We start from the raw sequence: 18,273 nt of genomic DNA on the forward strand, positions 1-18,273 counted from the left end.
AGACTATCTCCTTTTATTTTTTAAAACTTGTGTGGTGCTTCAAATAGTGGTGAAAGTGGACGTTTCTCGTGAATACGAATAATCGCTTCAGCAAGAAGTCCTGAAGTTGAAATTTCAACAATCTTGTCAATCTTGCGATCTTCAGGTAGATAGATTGTATCAGTTACGACTAATTGTTTGATGGCTGAGTTTTCGATACGCTCAAGCGCAGGTCCTGAAAGAACTGGGTGAGTACATGATGCATAAACTTCTGTTGCTCCGACCTGTTTAAGGGCGTCAGCAGCAAGAGTAATTGTTCCAGCAGTGTCAATCATGTCATCAATCAGGATACATTTCTTACCTTCAACAGAACCAATGATGTTCATAACTTCAGCAACATTTGCCTTAGGACGACGTTTGTCGATGATAGCAATTGGAGTCTTAAGGAACTCAGCAAGTTTTCTTGCACGAGTCACTCCCCCGTGGTCAGGGCTTACTACAACCACGTCATCTCCGCAAAGTCCTTGACGATCAAAGTAGTCTGCGATAAGTGGCGCACCCATTAGGTGGTCGACCGGAATATCAAAGAAACCTTGAATTTGTGCAGCATGTAAGTCAATTGTTAGCAAGCGGTCAATCCCAGCTACTTGAAGCATATCAGCTACAAGTTTAGATGTGATTGGCTCACGCGCACGTGCCTTACGGTCCTGTCTAGCATAACCATAGTAAGGCATAACAATGTTGATTGTTTCAGCACTAGCACGTCTTAGGGCATCAACCATGATTAAAAGTTCCATCAGGTTGTCATTAACTGGTGCTGAAGTTGATTGAAGGATGTAAACGTGTGAACCACGAATACTTTCTTCAATATTGATTTGGATTTCTCCATCAGAAAATTGCTTAACTGTAGATTTTCCAAGCTCAATACCCATGTTGTCAGCAACTTTTTGGGCAAGATCCTTGTTTGAACTTAAGGCAAATAACTTTAAATCTGAATAACTCATTACATCCTCCGCGATTTCTAGCTTCTATTTTACGTTGATTTACATAAATTTTCAAGTTCTTGTTAGTTAAAGTTTCATTAAAAATCTAGCTTTTAAAATAAATCATCAAAGAGACTCAGTTGATTATCCTCAGGCATATTGCCAAGGATTCCCATTTCATCCATTTTTTCAACCAAAGTCTGAGAAACACCTGCCCTTTTTCTAAGCTCTGTTTTCGATAAAAATTCTCCGTTTTTGCGGGCTTCAACAATCTGATAGGCAACTGATTCGCCTAGACCGTCCATGGCTCTAAATGGTGGAATTAAGGTATCCCCTTCAATAATGAAGTTTGTTGCGTCACTTCTATAAAGATCAAGCTTACCAAATTTAAGGCCACGTTCAAGCATTTCATTACAAAGTTCTAGGGTTCCGTAAAGATCTTTTTCGACCTTCGTTGCCTCATAATTTTTATCCTTTTCACGGATTTCAGCCATTTTAGCCTTAACTTCTGTAAGACCACTTCCCATTGTTTTCAGATCAAAGGCCTTGGCCCTAATTGAAAAGTAGGCTGAATAGTAAAAGATAGGATAATGAACCTTGAAGTAGGCAACACGAAGGGCCATGAGAACATAAGCTGCCGCATGGGCCTTGGGGAACATATATTTAATCTTGCTACAAGATTCGATATACCATTCTGGAACATTATTTTCCTTCATGGCCGCTAGATACTTATCTCGCTCCGCCTCATCCATCTTATTCCAAGCACCCTTACGCACTCGTTCCATGATATTAAAGGCCATCCCCTCTTCAAGACCAGCATGGATAAGGTAAACCATAATATCATCCCGACAACCGATTACCTCACTTAGGTTAGCAATTTTTGCCTTAATAAGCTCCTGGGCATTACCTAGCCAAACGTCAGTTCCGTGTGATAATCCGGAAATCTGCAAAAGTTCAGCGAAGGTTTTAGGTTTTGTTTCTTCAAGCATACCGCGAACAAAACTTGTCCCGAACTCAGGTACCCCAAAGGTTCCCGTTTTTGAAAAAATCTGCTCGGGTGTAACCCCAAGAACCTCAGTCCCTGAGAAGATCTTCATAACATCTGGATCATCAGGTGGAATGGTTGAAGGGTCAATTCCAGAAAGATCTTGCAGCATCCTAATCATGGTCGGATCATCATGACCCAGGATATCAAGTTTTAGGATATTATCATGGATGGCATGGAAGTCAAAGTGAGTGGTCTGCCATTCAGCATTCAAATCATCTGCTGGATACTGGACAGGTGAAAAGTCGTAAACATCCATATAATTAGGAATTACAATAATTCCCCCTGGGTGTTGACCTGTTGTCCTTTTAACTCCAGTACTTCCCTGTGATAGCCTATCAATTTCTGCTGCCCTATAGTATTTACCGTAATCTCTTTCATAGCCCTTAACAAAGCCATAGGCTGTTTTATCAGCAACTGTACCTATGGTTCCTGCCCTAAAGGCATAATCTTTTCCAAAAATATCCCGAACATCCAAGTGGGCACTGGCCTGATCTTCTCCTGAGAAGTTCAAATCGATATCAGGTACCTTATCTCCGTAAAATCCTAGGAAGGTTTCAAAGGGAATATCCTGGCCGTCTTTATTAAGCCTGGTTCCGCACTGGGGACAATCCTTTTCTGGCATGTCATAGCCTGATCCGTATTGACCTTCATCATAAAATTTAGAGTACTGGCAGTTAGGACACATGTAATGGGGAGCTAAGGGATTAACCTCAGTAATTCCAATCATAGTAGCTACAAAACTTGAACCCACAGATCCCCTACTTCCAACCAAATAGCCCCGGTCATTAGACCGCTCTACTAGCTGCTGGGAGATTAGATAGATTACAGCAAATCCGTTACCGATAATACTATTGAGCTCTTTTTCAATCCTAAGATCAACCAAATCGGGGAGGGGATTACCGTAAAGGGCGTGAGCTTTTTCATAGGTAAGTCTTGCCACTTCCTCCTCTGCTCCCTCAATATAAGGAGTATACAAATCACTTCTAACAGGGGTCACTTCTTCAAAGCTATCAGCCATCTTTTGTGTATTTTCAATTACAATTTCACGGGCCAGCTCTTCCCCTAAAAATGAAAACTCATCAAGCATTTCATTGGTTGTTCTAAAATGAACATCTGGAAGATCTGCAGGCATGGCCTTTTCCCCGCGTCCTATCGGCCTGTTAATCATAGCCCCAGGACCCAGAGACCTAACAATTATTTCCCTGTAAAGGGCATCAGTCTTATCTAGATAGTGAACGTTTCCTGTAGCTAGTACAGGCTTTCCTAGGGTCTTCCCAAGCTTTACAAGCTGCTTCAAAATATCCTGCAGCTCCATTTCATCCTTGATTGTTTCCTTGGCTATCAGTGGTTTGTACACAGATGGGGGCATGATTTCAATAAAATCATAAAAACTTGCAACCTCTAGTGACTTTTCAAAACTCTTAGTTGTAACCGTATCAAAGACTTCACCCTCTGAGCAGGCTGATCCCACCAAAAGACCTTCCCTATGGGCTTCAAGGACACTTTTAGGAATTCTTGCTACCCCTTCAAAATAGTCAACATTTGAATAGGAAACCAGCTTGAAAAGATTTTTAAGACCAGCCTGGGTCTGGGCATAAATTGTAGCATGCTTAACTCGTGCCTTCTTATAAGAATCCTTGGCTACCACCTTGGTATTTAGTTCGGAAATTTTACTTACCCCAAATTTTTCAGCTACGTCTCTTAGGAAGATAAATAGAAGTCTACCTGTAGCTTCGGCGTCATAATTGGCCATATGGTGGTGGTCAAGGGCTATACCAAAGCGTTTGGTCAAAGGTCCTAAACCATGGCGCTTGTATTCAGGATAAAGATTTCTTGCGAATTCAAGGGTATCAATTACTGGCTGAGTAATCTCCGGTAAATTATTACGCGAGTAATTAATATTCATAAAACCTACGTCAAAGCTTGCATTATGGGCCACTAAAATGGAACCCTGGCAGAATTCCTGGAAGTCTTCAAGAACCTGTTTAAGTGGTTTTGCATTTCTGACATGATCATCTGTAATTCCTGTCAATTGAGTTGTAAATTCACTTAAGGGATGCCCTGGGTTAATAAATTCATCAAACTCTTCAATGACATTACCCTTGTACATCTTACTGGCAGCGACTTGAATAAGTTTATTATAAACTGCCGAAAGTCCTGTTGTTTCCACGTCAAAAACAACATAAGTTGAATCACTTAGGCTCGAATCATCTTCATTGTAGGTAATCGGTACCCTGTCTTCAACCAGGTTGGCCTCAACCCCGTAAAGTATCTTAACCCCATTTCTTTTCCCAGCACTATGGGCTTCAGGGAAACCCTGAAGACCAGCATGGTCTGTAATGGCTATGGCCTTGTGGCCCCATTTTGCTGCCCTTTCAACCAAAGCCCCAGCTGACTCAATAGCATCCATGGTAGACATATTTGTATGGGCATGAAATTCAACTCGTTTTTCATCATCAGGCATAAGGTCCATTCTAGCCTTCTTTTTGACTTCAATTAGGTCTTGGGCTTCAAGGACCAGATCTCTTGTAAAGGTGTTCATAACAACATTACCCCGAGCTCTAACCCACATACCAGTCTTTAATAAATCAAAAACCTTGGCCTCATCATCATTTCTGGCCCATTTTTGAACGACAAAAGAAGAACTATAATCCGTCATTTTAAAAATTAAAAGATGACGTCCATTTCTAGTCGTTTTCCTTTCAACATCAAAAACATACCCTTCAAAAATTAGGCGATTTTCCTCAGTTGTAATTTCAACCATTTGAGTTAGGAGTTCATTTGATTTAATCTCCCGGCCCATCTGAAAAATTGTAGGGGTCGATCCCTTCTTCTCTTTTTTACTGGCTGCAGGAACTTGAGGTTGACTAAGCGCCTGACTTTTAATTTTTTGGAGCTGATTATTAGTTGCCTCGGTTACCTGTTTTTCATGCTTTTTGGCAAGCTTCATTGATAAATCTTGATCCACCCTAGTAAAAATTTTTATGTCCTTAAACCCAAAATTTTTATAGGCATCTTCCATTAAAGGTAGGTACTTATCTTCAAAGTATTTGAGATTAGATAAATCCGCTGTTACAAGATAGACCTTTGAATTTTCCGAATAAAGCTTATAATTTTCAAAGATATTTGAAAATGACGGACTACTGCATCCTTCCTCACCAAAAATTAAAGGATAGTAATCATTTAAGTCCTCATCAGAAAAACTTGCATCTTCTGCTAAAACAGTTAATTTAATCCTTGCAATATTACTAAAAGCTTCTTCCAAATGACCCTTTAAAGATTTGTAATCCTGAACCCTTAAAAGTCTTGGAAACTTTAAGTAAAAGTGCCACAAATTACTGATTGTATGAACTTCAACGTTCGCAATGTCGGCACCTGAAAAATCAGCTGATTGTCTAATCTCTAAGGGGAGATTTATCTGATCCATCAACCTTTCAAAAAGTTCATTCATTTATTTTCCTCATGTAAAGGCAAGAAGGAGCTAAAAATAATTATTTTATTACTTTTAACTCCCCTTACTTATTTATTTAAAATTTTAATTGTATCGATTAATTCATCCTTGTTAATCTCAATTGTTTCACCAGTTGAGCGAATCTTAACTTCAACAATTCCTTCATTTGCTTTTTTACCAACGGTAACACGCACTGGAAGTCCAATTAAATCACTATCAGCGAATTTAACACCTGCACGTTCATTACGGTCATCAACTAAAACCTCATAACCAACTTCACGAAGCTTGCTTTCAAGTTCATTAGTTAATTCGACGGCTGCCTCATCCTTAGTATTCACTGGAATCAAATGCACATCAAATGGTGCAAGACCTTTAGGGAAGTTGATTGACCAGCTATACTTGAAATCACCCTTTGGTGTTTTTTCAACATAAACACGGGCAAATTGTTCAAGGATGGCTGAAAGCATGCGGCTGACACCAATTCCATATGAACCCATAATGATTGGAATTGCACGGCCATTTTCATCAAGAACCTTAGCATCCATTGACTCACTGTAGCGAGTTCCAAGTTTAAAGATATGACCAATTTCAATACCACGGGCAAATTTTAAGTTACCACGTCCATCAGGTGACACTTCACCTTCTTTGGCTGTACGAAGGTCAACATACTCTGAAACCTCGAAGTCGCGATCACGGTTGGCATTAATATAGTGGAAGCCATCTTCATTTGCTCCAACTACAACATTATCCATTGTTTCAATTAAACGGTCAGCAATTACATAAGTGCCTTCCTTAAGACCAACTGGCCCAAGAGAACCAAAGTGAGCTCCAAATAATGTAACAGCTTCATCTTCTGTTGCTGGACGAAGATCACTTGCTCCCAGGTGGTTAGTAAGTTTAACTTCGTTTAGTTCGTCATCCCCGCGTAAAAGAATAACAACTGGTTTTTCATCAGCTACAAGAAGTAAGGTTTTAACAGTTGTATCAACTGGAAGGTCCAAGAAGGCTGATACTTCGTCAATTGTTTTAACATCAGGTGTCGCTACTTTTTCAAGCTCAAGAGGCTCAGTATATGAATTTGATTTTTTAAATTCACTTGTTGCCATTTCAAGGTTGGCAGCATAATCTCCACCATCAGCATAAACAATAGTATCCTCACCAGCAACAAGCCATGAGGTTAATTCTTCCTTAATGTTGTTAAGAACTTCCTCTGGAATCTCATCTAAAGAAGCGATACTTTTATCAAGGATTAACCACTGGTCAAGATCAGTACGGCTTGGGGTTATGGCCATGAATTCCTGACTATCTTTTCCTCCCATAGCCCCACCGTCACCGATAATTGCCTTAAAGTTAAGACCGGCACGACTGAAGATATTTTCATAGGCTGTTTTATAGTCGTTATAAGTTTCATCTAGACTGTCATAGCTTGAATGGAAGCTGTAACCGTCTTTCATGATAAACTCACGGCCCCTTAAAAGACCATAACGTGGACGTTTTTCATCCCTGTATTTTGGTTGAATTTGATAGATGTTTAGCGGTAATTTTTTGTAAGAAGTAATTTCATCTCTTACAAGGGCTGTCATTGTTTCCTCATGAGTTGGTCCCAAGATAAAATCTGAGTTATCACGATTTTTAAGCTTGTAAAGATCCTCTCCGTAAGTATGGTAACGACCACTTTCCTTCCATAAGTCAGCTGTTAAAAGAGCAGGTACAAGAAGCTCAACAGCTCCGATGGCTTCAAATTCCTCGCGCAAGATATTCTTAAATTTTTCAAGAACACGATTGGCAAGAGGAAGATATGAGTAAATTCCTGCTGAGATTTGGCGGATATAACCTGCACGTACTAAAAGGGCATGGCTAATTACCTGGGCATCACTTGGCATCTCCCTTAAGGTTGGGATTAGCATTTTCGATTGTTTCATTTATATATTTCCTTTCACTTACTAAAATAGTCTCATAAAGTCATTCCAGGTTACAGCAATCATTAGTATAATCATAAAGACCATGGCAACTGCTGTAATTATTCCTTCTTTTTCTGGGCTTATTGGTTTTCTACGGATGGCTTCAATTATGTTAAAGACAATTTTACCCCCGTCAAGAGCTGGGATTGGAATTAGGTTAAAAATTCCCAGATTAATTGATAAAATTGCCATAAATTTAACAACTGTTGAAAGACCCGCCTGGGCTGCTGTTCCACTCATTTGGTACATGGCAACTGGACCACCCAACTTATTGATATTAGGTTTTACGATCAAATCTCCCAAAGCCTTAACAATCGCTGTAGAAGCACTTAGTGATTCACTAAAACCGTAGCTTATTTTATCCATAAACCCTGTTTTAATATGGGGGGCAATGCCGACCAAGTAACGGTCTTCCACCTTGTTCGGAGTTATTTTAAGCTCCTTACTTTGTCCGTCTTGAACAACGTCAAAAGTTAGGCTAGCTACTTGACTTTCCCCTATATTTTTAGTCAAATCATCCCAATTTGAGATAGAAACACCATTAATTTTTTCAATGTAGGCACCTGATTCAAGGCCTGCTTGAGCTGCAGGAGAGTCACTTGCGACCTCGCCAATTTGATTGGTTGAAAGATCCTGAACACCACCAGCTAGAAAGGCCGCTAGAATAAAAGCAAGGATTCCCAAAATAAAGTTATTCATAGGCCCTGCAAAGTTTGTCATCAAGCGCCCTTTAAGGCTTGCATTTTGGTATTGAACGTCACTTGGTGCAATCCTAACCTCTGTCCCGTCAGCTTCAATAATTGTTGCATCATGATTTACTGGATAGATTCTTTCGTCACCTGCAACCTCACCGGTAATGGTTAGAGCATTCTCAAAATCATAAGAGGTCACAAACATGGGCAGCTCTTCCAAATAGCTTGTTCCCTGCCTTAGATTAATCCTTGTCACAAGACCATCAACAAGAGTAAGACCAACTGGCGTACCTGTTTTAATTTCTGTGTCATCATCACCCCAGCCGGCCATACGGACATAGCCTCCAAGAGGGAGCATCCTAATACTGTAGGCTGTTCCATCACGACCTATATGACCAAATAACTTGGGGCCCATTCCAATTGAAAATTCTCTGACAAGGATCCCTGCTTTTTTGGCAAAGTAAAAATGACCAAACTCATGAACGATTACAATTACACCAAAAATTATAATAAATGTAACTAGTGTTTTAATAACTTCCATTCTCTAACCTCCTTGAGATTCAAAGCCTACATCCTTATTTTTAATCCATTCTTTAACTGATTTTCTGGTTTGTTGATCAATTGCTATCAGTTTTTCAAGACTTAATTGGGCTACTTCCGTGTGACGAGCAACTGCCCTTTCAATGACAGTTTCAATTTCTAAGAATTCGATCTCGCCTGCTAAAAATGAAGCCACAGCTATTTCATTTGCTGCATTATATACAGCAGGAAAGCTTCCACCAAGGCGACCAACCTCAAAGGCTAAGGCAAGCATAGGGAAACGTTCATAATCAACTTGTTCAAAGTGAAGGCAGGCCATATCAGCCAGAGAAAAATCCTTTTCCTTAATCAAGGGTTCATGGTTAGGATAGGTAAGGGCGTACTGAATGGGTTGCCTCATATCACTGGCTCCAAGTTCTGCAAACATAGCCCCGTCATGGGTAGTTACAAGGGAGTGAACCACACTTTCCCTATGCATAAGAACATTGATTCGCCCGTAATCAAGATTGAAAAGGTGATGGGCTTCAATGACCTCAAGCCCCTTATTAACCATGGTAGCACTATCAATTGTAATCTTTGCTCCCATAAACCAGTTGGGATGATTTAAGGCATCCTCAACGCTAACTCCTTTGAGTTCTGAGCGTTTCTTATCTCTGAAACTACCTCCGCTAGCTGTTATGGTTATATCCCTTAGGTCAGAATTTTTCACCCCTTCAAGAAGTTGAAAAATTGCTGAATGTTCACTATCAACAGGAAGTATTTTTACTCCCTTGGCCCTTGCTGCTGGCATGATAAAATCTCCTGCAACAACTAGGGTTTCCTTGTTGGCAATAGCAATATCCCTTCCAAGTTCAATAGCCCTCATGGTTGGAAGAAGACCAACACTTCCCATCACAGCATTTAAAAGTAAATCATAGTCAACTTCAACAAGCTCAGCTAGCCCTTCATCACCATAAAAAACCTGTAAACCTGGATAATCCTTTTTTAAAAGACTAGCATTTTCTTCTGATTGGGTTGCTACATAAAGAGGCTTAAATTGTTCAATAATGGCGCGAGCCTTGGCTAAATTTTGTCCAAAACTTATTGCAAGCAGCTGAAATTTATGGGGATTATTTTCAATTATATCTAGGGTACTTGATCCAATTGATCCCGTAGCACCCAACAAACAAATTTTTTTCATTGCTTTCATGTCCGAATCTTAAAAGAGACCAAAAAGGTGCATTATTGGAAAAACAAATAGCAAACTATCAAAACGGTCTAAAATTCCCCCGTGACCTGGTAGAATGTCACCTGAATCCTTAACCCCGTATTGACGCTTGATAGAGCTTTCAACCAAATCTCCTAGCTGAGCTACCACACTAAAGATAATAGTTAGGAAAAGAAGCTTCCCTAAAGAGATATTTGGTGCATACTTAGAAAAAAGAATGGCCATAAGAAAACTTGTCACGACAGCCGATAAGATTCCCCCAAGGGATCCTTCAATTGTCTTATTAGGAGAAACTGAAGGAATTAACTTGTGCTTGCCGTATTTACTTCCTGCAAAATAGGCACCGATATCAGTCGCCCAAACGATAAAGAGGGCTAAGAATATAACAAACAAACTATTCAACCTAGCATTTAAAAGACTCTGAAAACCAATTCCAATATAGAAGGCTGATAGGAAAGGAAAGCCAATATTTTCATACTTGTATTGACCCTTTGAAAAGACCATACCTGCTAGTAGGCTAAAGACAAAGAAGGTAAAGAGCATGAGTTGGCTATCCACTCCAAGTTTTGGAAAATAAGTGTTCATCGGAAGAACTAGAGCCAAGGTAGCAAGGGAAGACAACCCACCTTCAAGTGATAAAAATGGCAGATTTGCCATTTTGAATAACTCACTAAGAGCTATAACAGCTAAAGCTGCTACTAAAAGGTTTAAAATCAAGCCACCCTTGAGAATTGCTAGAATAAAAATCCCTCCAGCTACAACTCCAGTAATAACTCTTTCTCTCATCTATTTAATTCCTCCGTATCTTCGATCACGTTTTTTATAAATTTCCACTGCTTTTTCAAGCTCTGCCTCATCAAAATCAGGCCATAAGGTTGGGGTAAAGTAAAGTTCACTATAGGCTGCCTGCCAGGGAAGAAAATTACTAAGTCTTTCCTCACCGCTAGTTCGAACAATAAAATCAGGATCCCAGTACTCTTCTGGTAAGATAGAGGTCTCTAGATTTCTTGAAATCAAATCTTCATTGATATCTTCTAGACTAATGCTTCCTTCTTTTACAGCCCCTGCAATTTTTTTAACAGCCTGGGTAATTTCGTTACGACCCCCGTAGTTCAGGGCAAAATTTAAGATCATCCCAGTATTATCTTTAGTATCAATACTTGCCCTATCAATAGCATCAAGGGTTGACTTAGGAACACCTTGTCTTTCCCCAATCATTCTAATTTGAATATTTTCCCTATTTAAAACAGGAACGAATTTTTCATAAAAATCGATGGGTAGGCTCATAATGAATTTTACTTCTGCCTCAGGTCTTGCCCAATTTTCTGTTGAAAAGGCATAGACTGTCATGACCTTAATTCCCATTTTTTGACCATGAATGGCTGCCCTTTGGAGGGAATCCATACCTGCCTTATGACCTAAAATTCTAGGTTTCCCCTGTCTTTTAGCCCATCTTCCATTCCCGTCCATAATTATCCCAATGTGATTAGGAACTGGAATATCAGCTAAATTTTTTATATCTTTATTTTTAAACAGATTTAACATAATCACTCCACATACTTAATATCCTATTTTACCATAATTAAATTATTTTTAATACAGATAAAAGAGGGCCTAGGCCCTCTTATTTGTCTTCTTCGATTGGTGTGTCGTAAGGTCTTTGGCTCTCTTGATCAGCTTTTTCTTCACTGTCAGCTACAAATTTTTCTGCCTCGGCCTGTACTTGAGCTGGCTCTTTTACAGTTTTAATAGCAGACTTGTCAAAGGTTAAAATTACACCTTCACAATCAAGTTCAATAGTTCCAAGGTCATCATTAACAGCAAAAAGTGTACCGTGAAGTCCTCCGATGGTTACAATTGAACTTCCAATTTTCATGCTATCAAGTAAGTTTTTACGACTTTCTTGAGCTTTCTTTTGCTGTCTTGAGGTCATGAACATCATTCCCCCAACCATGACTAACATTACTAAAATAAATGGGCTACCCATATCTACCTCCGATTTTTATGTTGCTTTCTACAGTTTACCAAATTTCTTGGCCTTTAACAAATTAGAATTGCTTGGCATTTTCTTTGTTGTAACCATAACGTTCACAAAAGTCTTCCCTAAATTCAAGAAGGTTGTCATCCATAATGGCCTGACGAACCTGTTTCATAAGGTTTAAGAGGAAGTGAAGATTGTGAGTTGAGGTCAGGCGCATACCAAAAGTTTCATCACATTTTATTAAATGACGGACGTAAGCTCTAGTATAATTTTGACAAGTATAGCAGTCACAATTTTCATCAATTGGCCTAAAGTCTTCAGCAAACTGAGCATTTTTTACAACCAAGCGTCCATTACTTGTCATACAAGTTCCGTTCCTTGCAATTCGAGTAGGTAGAACGCAGTCAAACATATCAATTCCTCTAATTACACCATCGATTAAAGAATCCGGTGCTCCTACTCCCATTAAATAACGGGGTTTATTAGCAGGTAGCATAGGTGCTGTAAAGTCAAGAACAGCATTCATCTCCTCATGACTTTCACCAACAGCAAGACCTCCGATTGAATAACCTGGAAAATCCATGCTAATTAAATCTTGAGCTGACTGACGGCGAAGGTCCTCAAACCCTGCCCCTTGAACAATCCCAAAAAGACCCTGGCGATCTGGATTTTCATGGGCACGAAGACCCCTTTCAGCCCAGCGGCTGGTTCTTTCAATTGATGCCTTAACATAGTCATAAGGCTGGTAGAATTGCGGACATTCATCAAAACTCATCATAATGTCAGAACCTAGATTATTCTGAATCTGGATGGCCTTTTCAGGACTTAAGAAAAGTTTTTCACCATTTAAGTGGCTCTTGAAATTAACTCCTGCTTCTTCAATATGACGACTTTCAGCCAAACTAAAGACCTGAAAACCTCCTGAATCAGTTAAAATCGGTTGATCCCAGTTCATAAACTTATGGAGACCACCAGCTTTTTTAACAAGTTCATCACCAGGGCGTAACCACAAGTGATAGGTATTGGCAAGAATAATCCCACTTCCCATGGCCTTAAGCTCTTCTGGGCTTTGAGTTTTAACAGTTGCAAGCGTTCCAACTGGCATGAACATGGGTGTTGGAAAAGTCCCGTGGGGAGTTATAATTTCTCCTAAACGGGCTCCTGTATGTTTTTCTGTCTTAATCAGACGATATTTTATCGGTGAATCTTTCATTTTTCCTCCGGCTCTTGAAAAAACAGTTCAAGGCATTTTTTTATAGCTTCTTACTTAGCTACAGCTCTACTATTCTAACAAATTTGACTTGGGCCGTAAAGATAATAAAAGATTAATCACCTGACTTTAACCTGCTTGAAATATTTAAAATAAGCTTTACTAGTGTTTGACAAAGCTTAGGCAGGAATCTCCTTCATGCTTAGAATTAGACCGATAGCAAGAACTACTAAAAGTCCTAGACAAATTGCTGCAGGCATGATTCCAAGGGAGCTAGCAACAGCAACAAGAGCGATGGATAAAAGTCCCGGAAAAACAACAGTGATTGTTGAAATAGCTGATTGAATGGCTCCCATAGCTTTTTCTGGAATCAGGCTAAAGACTGCCTTCTGCAACCTAGGACTTAAAACCCCAACTGAAAGGGCATTTCCAAAGGCACCAATTATAATCAGAAGAAAACTTTGATTTGCAAAACCAAAAATTATCAAAAGCTCCATAAGTTGGCATAAATAGATGGAACTTCTTGTCGTCATCTTCTTCAAAAGGGACCCACTTAGGAAGCTACCAAAAACTAGCCCCACAAGCTCCATGACCGTCAAAATAGCAATCGACTGTCCATTTTCTAAGCCGTAAAAACTTGTCTTTAAGAGCACAAGGGTTGATAGGGGAACAAGGATGCTCATAACGGCCTGGCTAATGGAAAGAATTCCTAAAAGCCTGACCACATCTTTTAAACCAAATAATATTTTCAACGACTCCTTCAAGTGATCTAAAAAGCCATTAAAGCTCATAGGACGACCCGGAGGAATTTCCTCTTCATACTTGATTAGATCCTTTTTAATCAAAAGAATTCCTAGAAAAACTAATAGGAAGGTCAAGGCATTAATTGCCGCAAAATTTCCGATACTAATAAAGCCTACTAAAACTCCGCCCAAGAGATTTCCAAACATCCTAACTAAGCTAGAGGTGGCCTGCTTAAAACCCATGGCTTGGGTCATATCATCACTTATAATTCGCATATAAATTGGAGTTAACATGGCCCCAGAAAAAGTACCTAGGGTGTCAGATACAAGATTAATACCACAAATTAAAAAAACTGATAGGATACCAAATTCGCTTCCAAGTAAAATTATAGCTACAAAGGTATAAAGAATAAATTTAATGAGAGCAATTATTGTATACTTTTTTATTCTATTTTTTTGAAAATCTGCTGCTACCCCTGTAAAGATTTGAATAATCTGGGGAATTGTTTCTGAAATGGTAATTAAAAGGACCGCCAGGGGAGCAAATTTATAGGCTGACACATAATTAATAAAGGCCAAATAAAACATTGTATCCCCTAAGATTGAAATCCATTCATTTATCGACATCTGCCTAAAATCTCTATTTTTTAAAAATATATTCATCCACTAACCCCTTTTATTATAATTTATTATAAAAATCATACCATTTAAGAGAGGAACTTCCAAAAATTTACTGGAAACTTTCATTATATATGAGAATTTCCGCAGCCAACAAAAAAATACCCAGGAATTAACCTTGGGTATTTTTTATTTATTAAAAGTTATTAAAGTTAGCCTTTATTCAGTAACTTCAACTACTTCTTCTGTTTCTTCGACTACTGGTACATGAGCTTGTGGCTCGATGTTACGGTAGCGCTGCATACCTGTACCCGCTGGGATAATCTTACCAATGATAACATTTTCCTTAAGACCAAGTAGGTGGTCTTTCTTACCACGGATGGCAGCATCTGTAAGGACACGAGTTGTTTCCTGGAATGATGCAGCTGATAGGAATGAGTTAGTTTCAAGTGAGGCTTTTGTAATCCCCATAAGAACTGGACGTGATGTCGCAGGAACTCCACCCTTGATAAGAGTGTCTTCATTGGCATCAGAGAAGTCTGAGATGTCCATAAGTGTTCCTGGTAGAAGATCAGTGTCCCCTGGATCCATAACGCGAACCTTACGAAGCATTTGACGGACCATAACCTCAACGTGTTTGTCGCCGATTTCTACCCCTTGAGAACGGTAAACTTTTTGTACCTCTGCAAGTAGGTAAGTTTCTACAGATAGGGCGTCACGTACTTGTAGTAGGTGTTTAGGTTCGATTGATCCTTCAGTAAGTGGAGCACCACGGTGAACGAAATCACCAACTGCAACCTTCATACGAGATGTGAATGGTACAGTATATGTACGAGTATCAGTTTCACCTTTGACAGTTACTTCCTTAGTACGTGTGCTTGCTTCTTCAGTGATTTCAACAACTTCACCTGTAACTTCAGTGATGATTGCTTCCCCTTTAGGATTACGAGCTTCAAAGATTTCCTGGATACGAGGAAGACCCTGAGTGATATCTTCACTTGAGGCAACCCCACCCGTATGGAAGGTACGCATTGTAAGCTGTGTTCCTGGTTCCCCGATTGATTGGGCTGCAATTGTACCAACTGCTTCACCAACTTCAACCGCGTCACCTGTAGCAAGGTTGACACCATAACAGTGTTTACATACACCGTGACGAGTACGACAAGTAAATACGCTACGGATTTTAACTTGTTCAATACCAGCTTTCACAATAGCTGAAGCAATATCTTCTGTGATAAGCTCATCCATACCAATGATTACTTCACCAGTTTCAGGATTAGTTACAGTTTGTAGAGTATAACGTCCTGCTAAACGCTCATCAAGTGGTTCAACCATTTCTTTACCGTCAGTGATAGCACTGATGATAAGTCCGCGGTCAGTTCCACAGTCGTCTTCACGGATGATTACGTCTTGGGCTACGTCTACTAGACGACGAGTCAGGTAACCTGAATCGGCAGTCTTAAGAGCCGTATCGGTCATACCTTTACGAGCTCCGTGGGTAGAGAAGAACATCTCGAGGACTGATAGACCTTCACGGAAGTTCGAGATGATTGGAAGTTCCATGATACGTCCATTCGGAGCGGCCATAAGTCCACGCATACCGGCAAGCTGTGAGAAGTTTGAGATGTTACCACGGGCTCCAGAGTCCATCATCATTACGATTGGGTTCTTAAGATCCTGAGTTTCAATCAGACGTTTCTCAAGCTCTTCTTTGGCACCACGCCAAACGTTTGTAACTGCTTGGTAGCGTTCATCATCAGTGATTAGACCACGACGGAATTGTTTAGTAATTGTTTCAACTTTTTCATGGGCTGCGTCGATGATTTCATGTTTTTCTTCAACGACTGGGATATCTGCGATACCCACTGTAAGACCAGCTTTTGTTGAGTGATGGTAACCTAAGTCTTTCAGACGGTCAAGCATTTCAGATGTTTCTGTAGTACGGAAACGTTTGAAGACCTCAGCGATTACATTACCAAGATATTTTTTCTTGAATGGAGCTACAAGATCAAGATTTTCAATCGCTTCTTTAACATTTCCTCCTGCAGGAACGAAGTAACGATCATCAGTCTTACTTGTAAGGTTATCCATAGTTGGCTCATTTAGGTAAGGGAACTCAGCAGGCATAATTGCATTGAAGAGAATCTTACCAACTGTTGTAAGAAGGATTTTACCTTCTTGTTCAGAAGTCCAAGGTTTTTCTAGTGAGTTAGTTGCGATACCAACACGTGTGTGTAGGTGAACGTAACCATTGCGCCAAGCGATGATAGCTTCGTCAGCGTTAGAGAAGATCATTCCTTCCCCTTCACGTCCAGCTTCTTCCATAGTTAGGTAGTAGTTACCTAGAACCATATCCTGAGATGGAGTTACTACTGGCTTACCATCTTTAGGGTTAAGGATATGCTCAGCAGCAAGCATAAGGATACGAGCTTCAGCTTGAGCTTCTTCAGAAAGTGGTACGTGGACGGCCATTTGGTCTCCATCGAAGTCGGCATTGTAGGCCTCACATACAAGTGGGTGAAGGCGAATTGCGCGTCCATCGATAAGAACTGGTTCAAAGGCCTGGATACCAAGTCTGTGAAGGGTAGGTGCCCTATTAAGTAGAACTGGGTGTTCTTTGATTACATCTTCTAAAACATCCCAGATGTCTTCATCCATACGCTCAACCTTACGTTTAGCTGCACGAACATTGGCTGCCATCTCGCGTTTAACAAGTTCAGCCATAACAAATGGTTTGAATAGCTCAATTGCCATCTCTTTTGGAAGACCACATTGGTACATCTTAAGAGTTGGTCCTACGACGATTACTGAACGTCCAGAGTAGTCAACACGTTTACCAAGCAAGTTCTGACGGAAACGTCCTTGTTTACCTTTAAGCATGTGGCTTAGAGATTTAAGTGGACGGTTACCTGGTCCTGTGATTGGACGACCGCGACGTCCGTTATCGATTAGGGCATCAACAGCCTCTTGAAGCATACGTTTCTCATTTTGAACGATGATTCCAGGAGCGTTAAGCTCAATCAGACGTTTAAGACGGTTGTTACGGTTAATAACACGGCGGTAAAGGTCGTTAAGGTCACTTGTGGCAAAACGTCCACCATCAAGTTGAACCATTGGACGTAGATCTGGTGGAATAACTGGAAGTACATCCATTACCATCCAGTCAAGCTGGTTGTCAGATTTACGGAAGGCATCAAGGATATCCAGACGACGAACAGCCTTAACACGTTTTTGTCCACTTGCTGTTTTAAGTTCTTCCTTAAGTTCAGCGATTTCACTATCTAGGTCAACATCCATAAGAAGGTCTTGAATAGCTTCAGCACCCATCTTAGCAACAAATGATCCGTAGCCGTATTCCAGCATTTTTTCACGGTATTCGCGTTCACTTAGAAGTGTTTTCTTCTCCATTGGAGTGTCTTTTGGATCGATTACCACGTATGATGCGAAGTAGATTACTTCCTCAAGGGCACGTGGGCTCATATCTAGAGCAAGACCCATACGAGACGGGATACCTTTGAAGTACCAAATGTGAGTTACAGGAGCTGCAAGCTCGATGTGTCCCATACGTTCACGACGCACTTTAGCACGGGTAACTTCTACACCACAGCGGTCACAAACGATCCCTTTATAACGGATACGTTTGTATTTACCACAGGCACACTCCCAGTCTTTTGTAGGACCAAAGATACGTTCATCAAATAGTCCTTCACGTTCTGGTTTTAGTGTACGGTAGTTGATTGTTTCTGGTTTTTTTACTTCACCGTAAGACCAAGTACGGATTTGGCGTGGTGAAGCCAGAGATATTTGCATACTCTGAAATTTATTAACATCTACCAAGATTTCTTCTCCTAGCTATATAA

11 protein-coding genes are annotated in these 18,273 nt (G+C 40.1%); all 11 read right to left on the minus strand.

All coding sequences use genetic code 11. From position 1 onward, the window contains the following. Positions 1-20: 20 nt before the first annotated feature. Positions 21-983, minus strand: coding sequence for a ribose-phosphate diphosphokinase (locus OZX60_06455; GenBank protein WEV45071.1), 963 nt, complete (start codon positions 981-983; stop codon positions 21-23). A gap of 92 nt (positions 984-1,075) precedes the next feature. Next, positions 1,076-5,461, minus strand: coding sequence for a PolC-type DNA polymerase III (locus OZX60_06460; protein ID WEV45072.1), 4,386 nt, complete (start codon positions 5,459-5,461; stop codon positions 1,076-1,078). A 68-nt stretch (positions 5,462-5,529) separates the two neighbouring features. Then, positions 5,530-7,383 (minus strand): proline--tRNA ligase, encoded by a 1,854-nt coding sequence (locus OZX60_06465; GenBank protein ID WEV45073.1) that lies wholly within the window; start codon positions 7,381-7,383, stop codon positions 5,530-5,532. A 21-nt stretch (positions 7,384-7,404) separates the two neighbouring features. After that, positions 7,405-8,655, minus strand: coding sequence for an RIP metalloprotease RseP (rseP, locus tag OZX60_06470; GenBank protein ID WEV45074.1), 1,251 nt, complete (start codon positions 8,653-8,655; stop codon positions 7,405-7,407). 3 nt (positions 8,656-8,658) lie between these two features. Beyond that, positions 8,659-9,834 (minus strand): 1-deoxy-D-xylulose-5-phosphate reductoisomerase, encoded by a 1,176-nt coding sequence (dxr, locus tag OZX60_06475; GenBank protein WEV45896.1) that lies wholly within the window; start codon positions 9,832-9,834, stop codon positions 8,659-8,661. 18 nt (positions 9,835-9,852) lie between these two features. Continuing rightward, entirely contained in the window at positions 9,853-10,647 is a 795-nt protein-coding gene (locus OZX60_06480) for a phosphatidate cytidylyltransferase (GenBank protein WEV45075.1), read from the minus strand. Continuing rightward, positions 10,648-11,406: an isoprenyl transferase gene (locus tag OZX60_06485; GenBank protein WEV45076.1), complete on the minus strand. Its 759-nt coding sequence runs from the start codon at positions 11,404-11,406 to the stop codon at positions 10,648-10,650. It lies immediately after the preceding gene. A 79-nt stretch (positions 11,407-11,485) separates the two neighbouring features. Further along, a complete protein-coding gene (gene yajC, locus OZX60_06490) occupies positions 11,486-11,848 on the minus strand; it encodes a preprotein translocase subunit YajC (GenBank protein WEV45077.1) in 363 nt (120 codons plus the stop codon). Between the two features lie 61 nt (positions 11,849-11,909). Then, positions 11,910-13,055, minus strand: a complete 1,146-nt coding sequence (tgt, locus tag OZX60_06495) for a tRNA guanosine(34) transglycosylase Tgt (GenBank protein ID WEV45078.1) — start codon at positions 13,053-13,055, stop codon at positions 11,910-11,912. A gap of 176 nt (positions 13,056-13,231) precedes the next feature. Then, positions 13,232-14,458, minus strand: coding sequence for an MFS transporter (locus OZX60_06500; GenBank protein WEV45079.1), 1,227 nt, complete (start codon positions 14,456-14,458; stop codon positions 13,232-13,234). Between the two features lie 174 nt (positions 14,459-14,632). Further along, positions 14,633-18,250: a DNA-directed RNA polymerase subunit beta' gene (rpoC, locus tag OZX60_06505; protein ID WEV45080.1), complete on the minus strand. Its 3,618-nt coding sequence runs from the start codon at positions 18,248-18,250 to the stop codon at positions 14,633-14,635. Between the last annotated feature and the right edge of the window lie 23 nt (positions 18,251-18,273).

The organism is Streptococcaceae bacterium ESL0687, assembly GCA_029392475.1.
In the GTDB taxonomy this organism is placed as follows: domain Bacteria; phylum Bacillota; class Bacilli; order Lactobacillales; family Streptococcaceae; genus Floricoccus.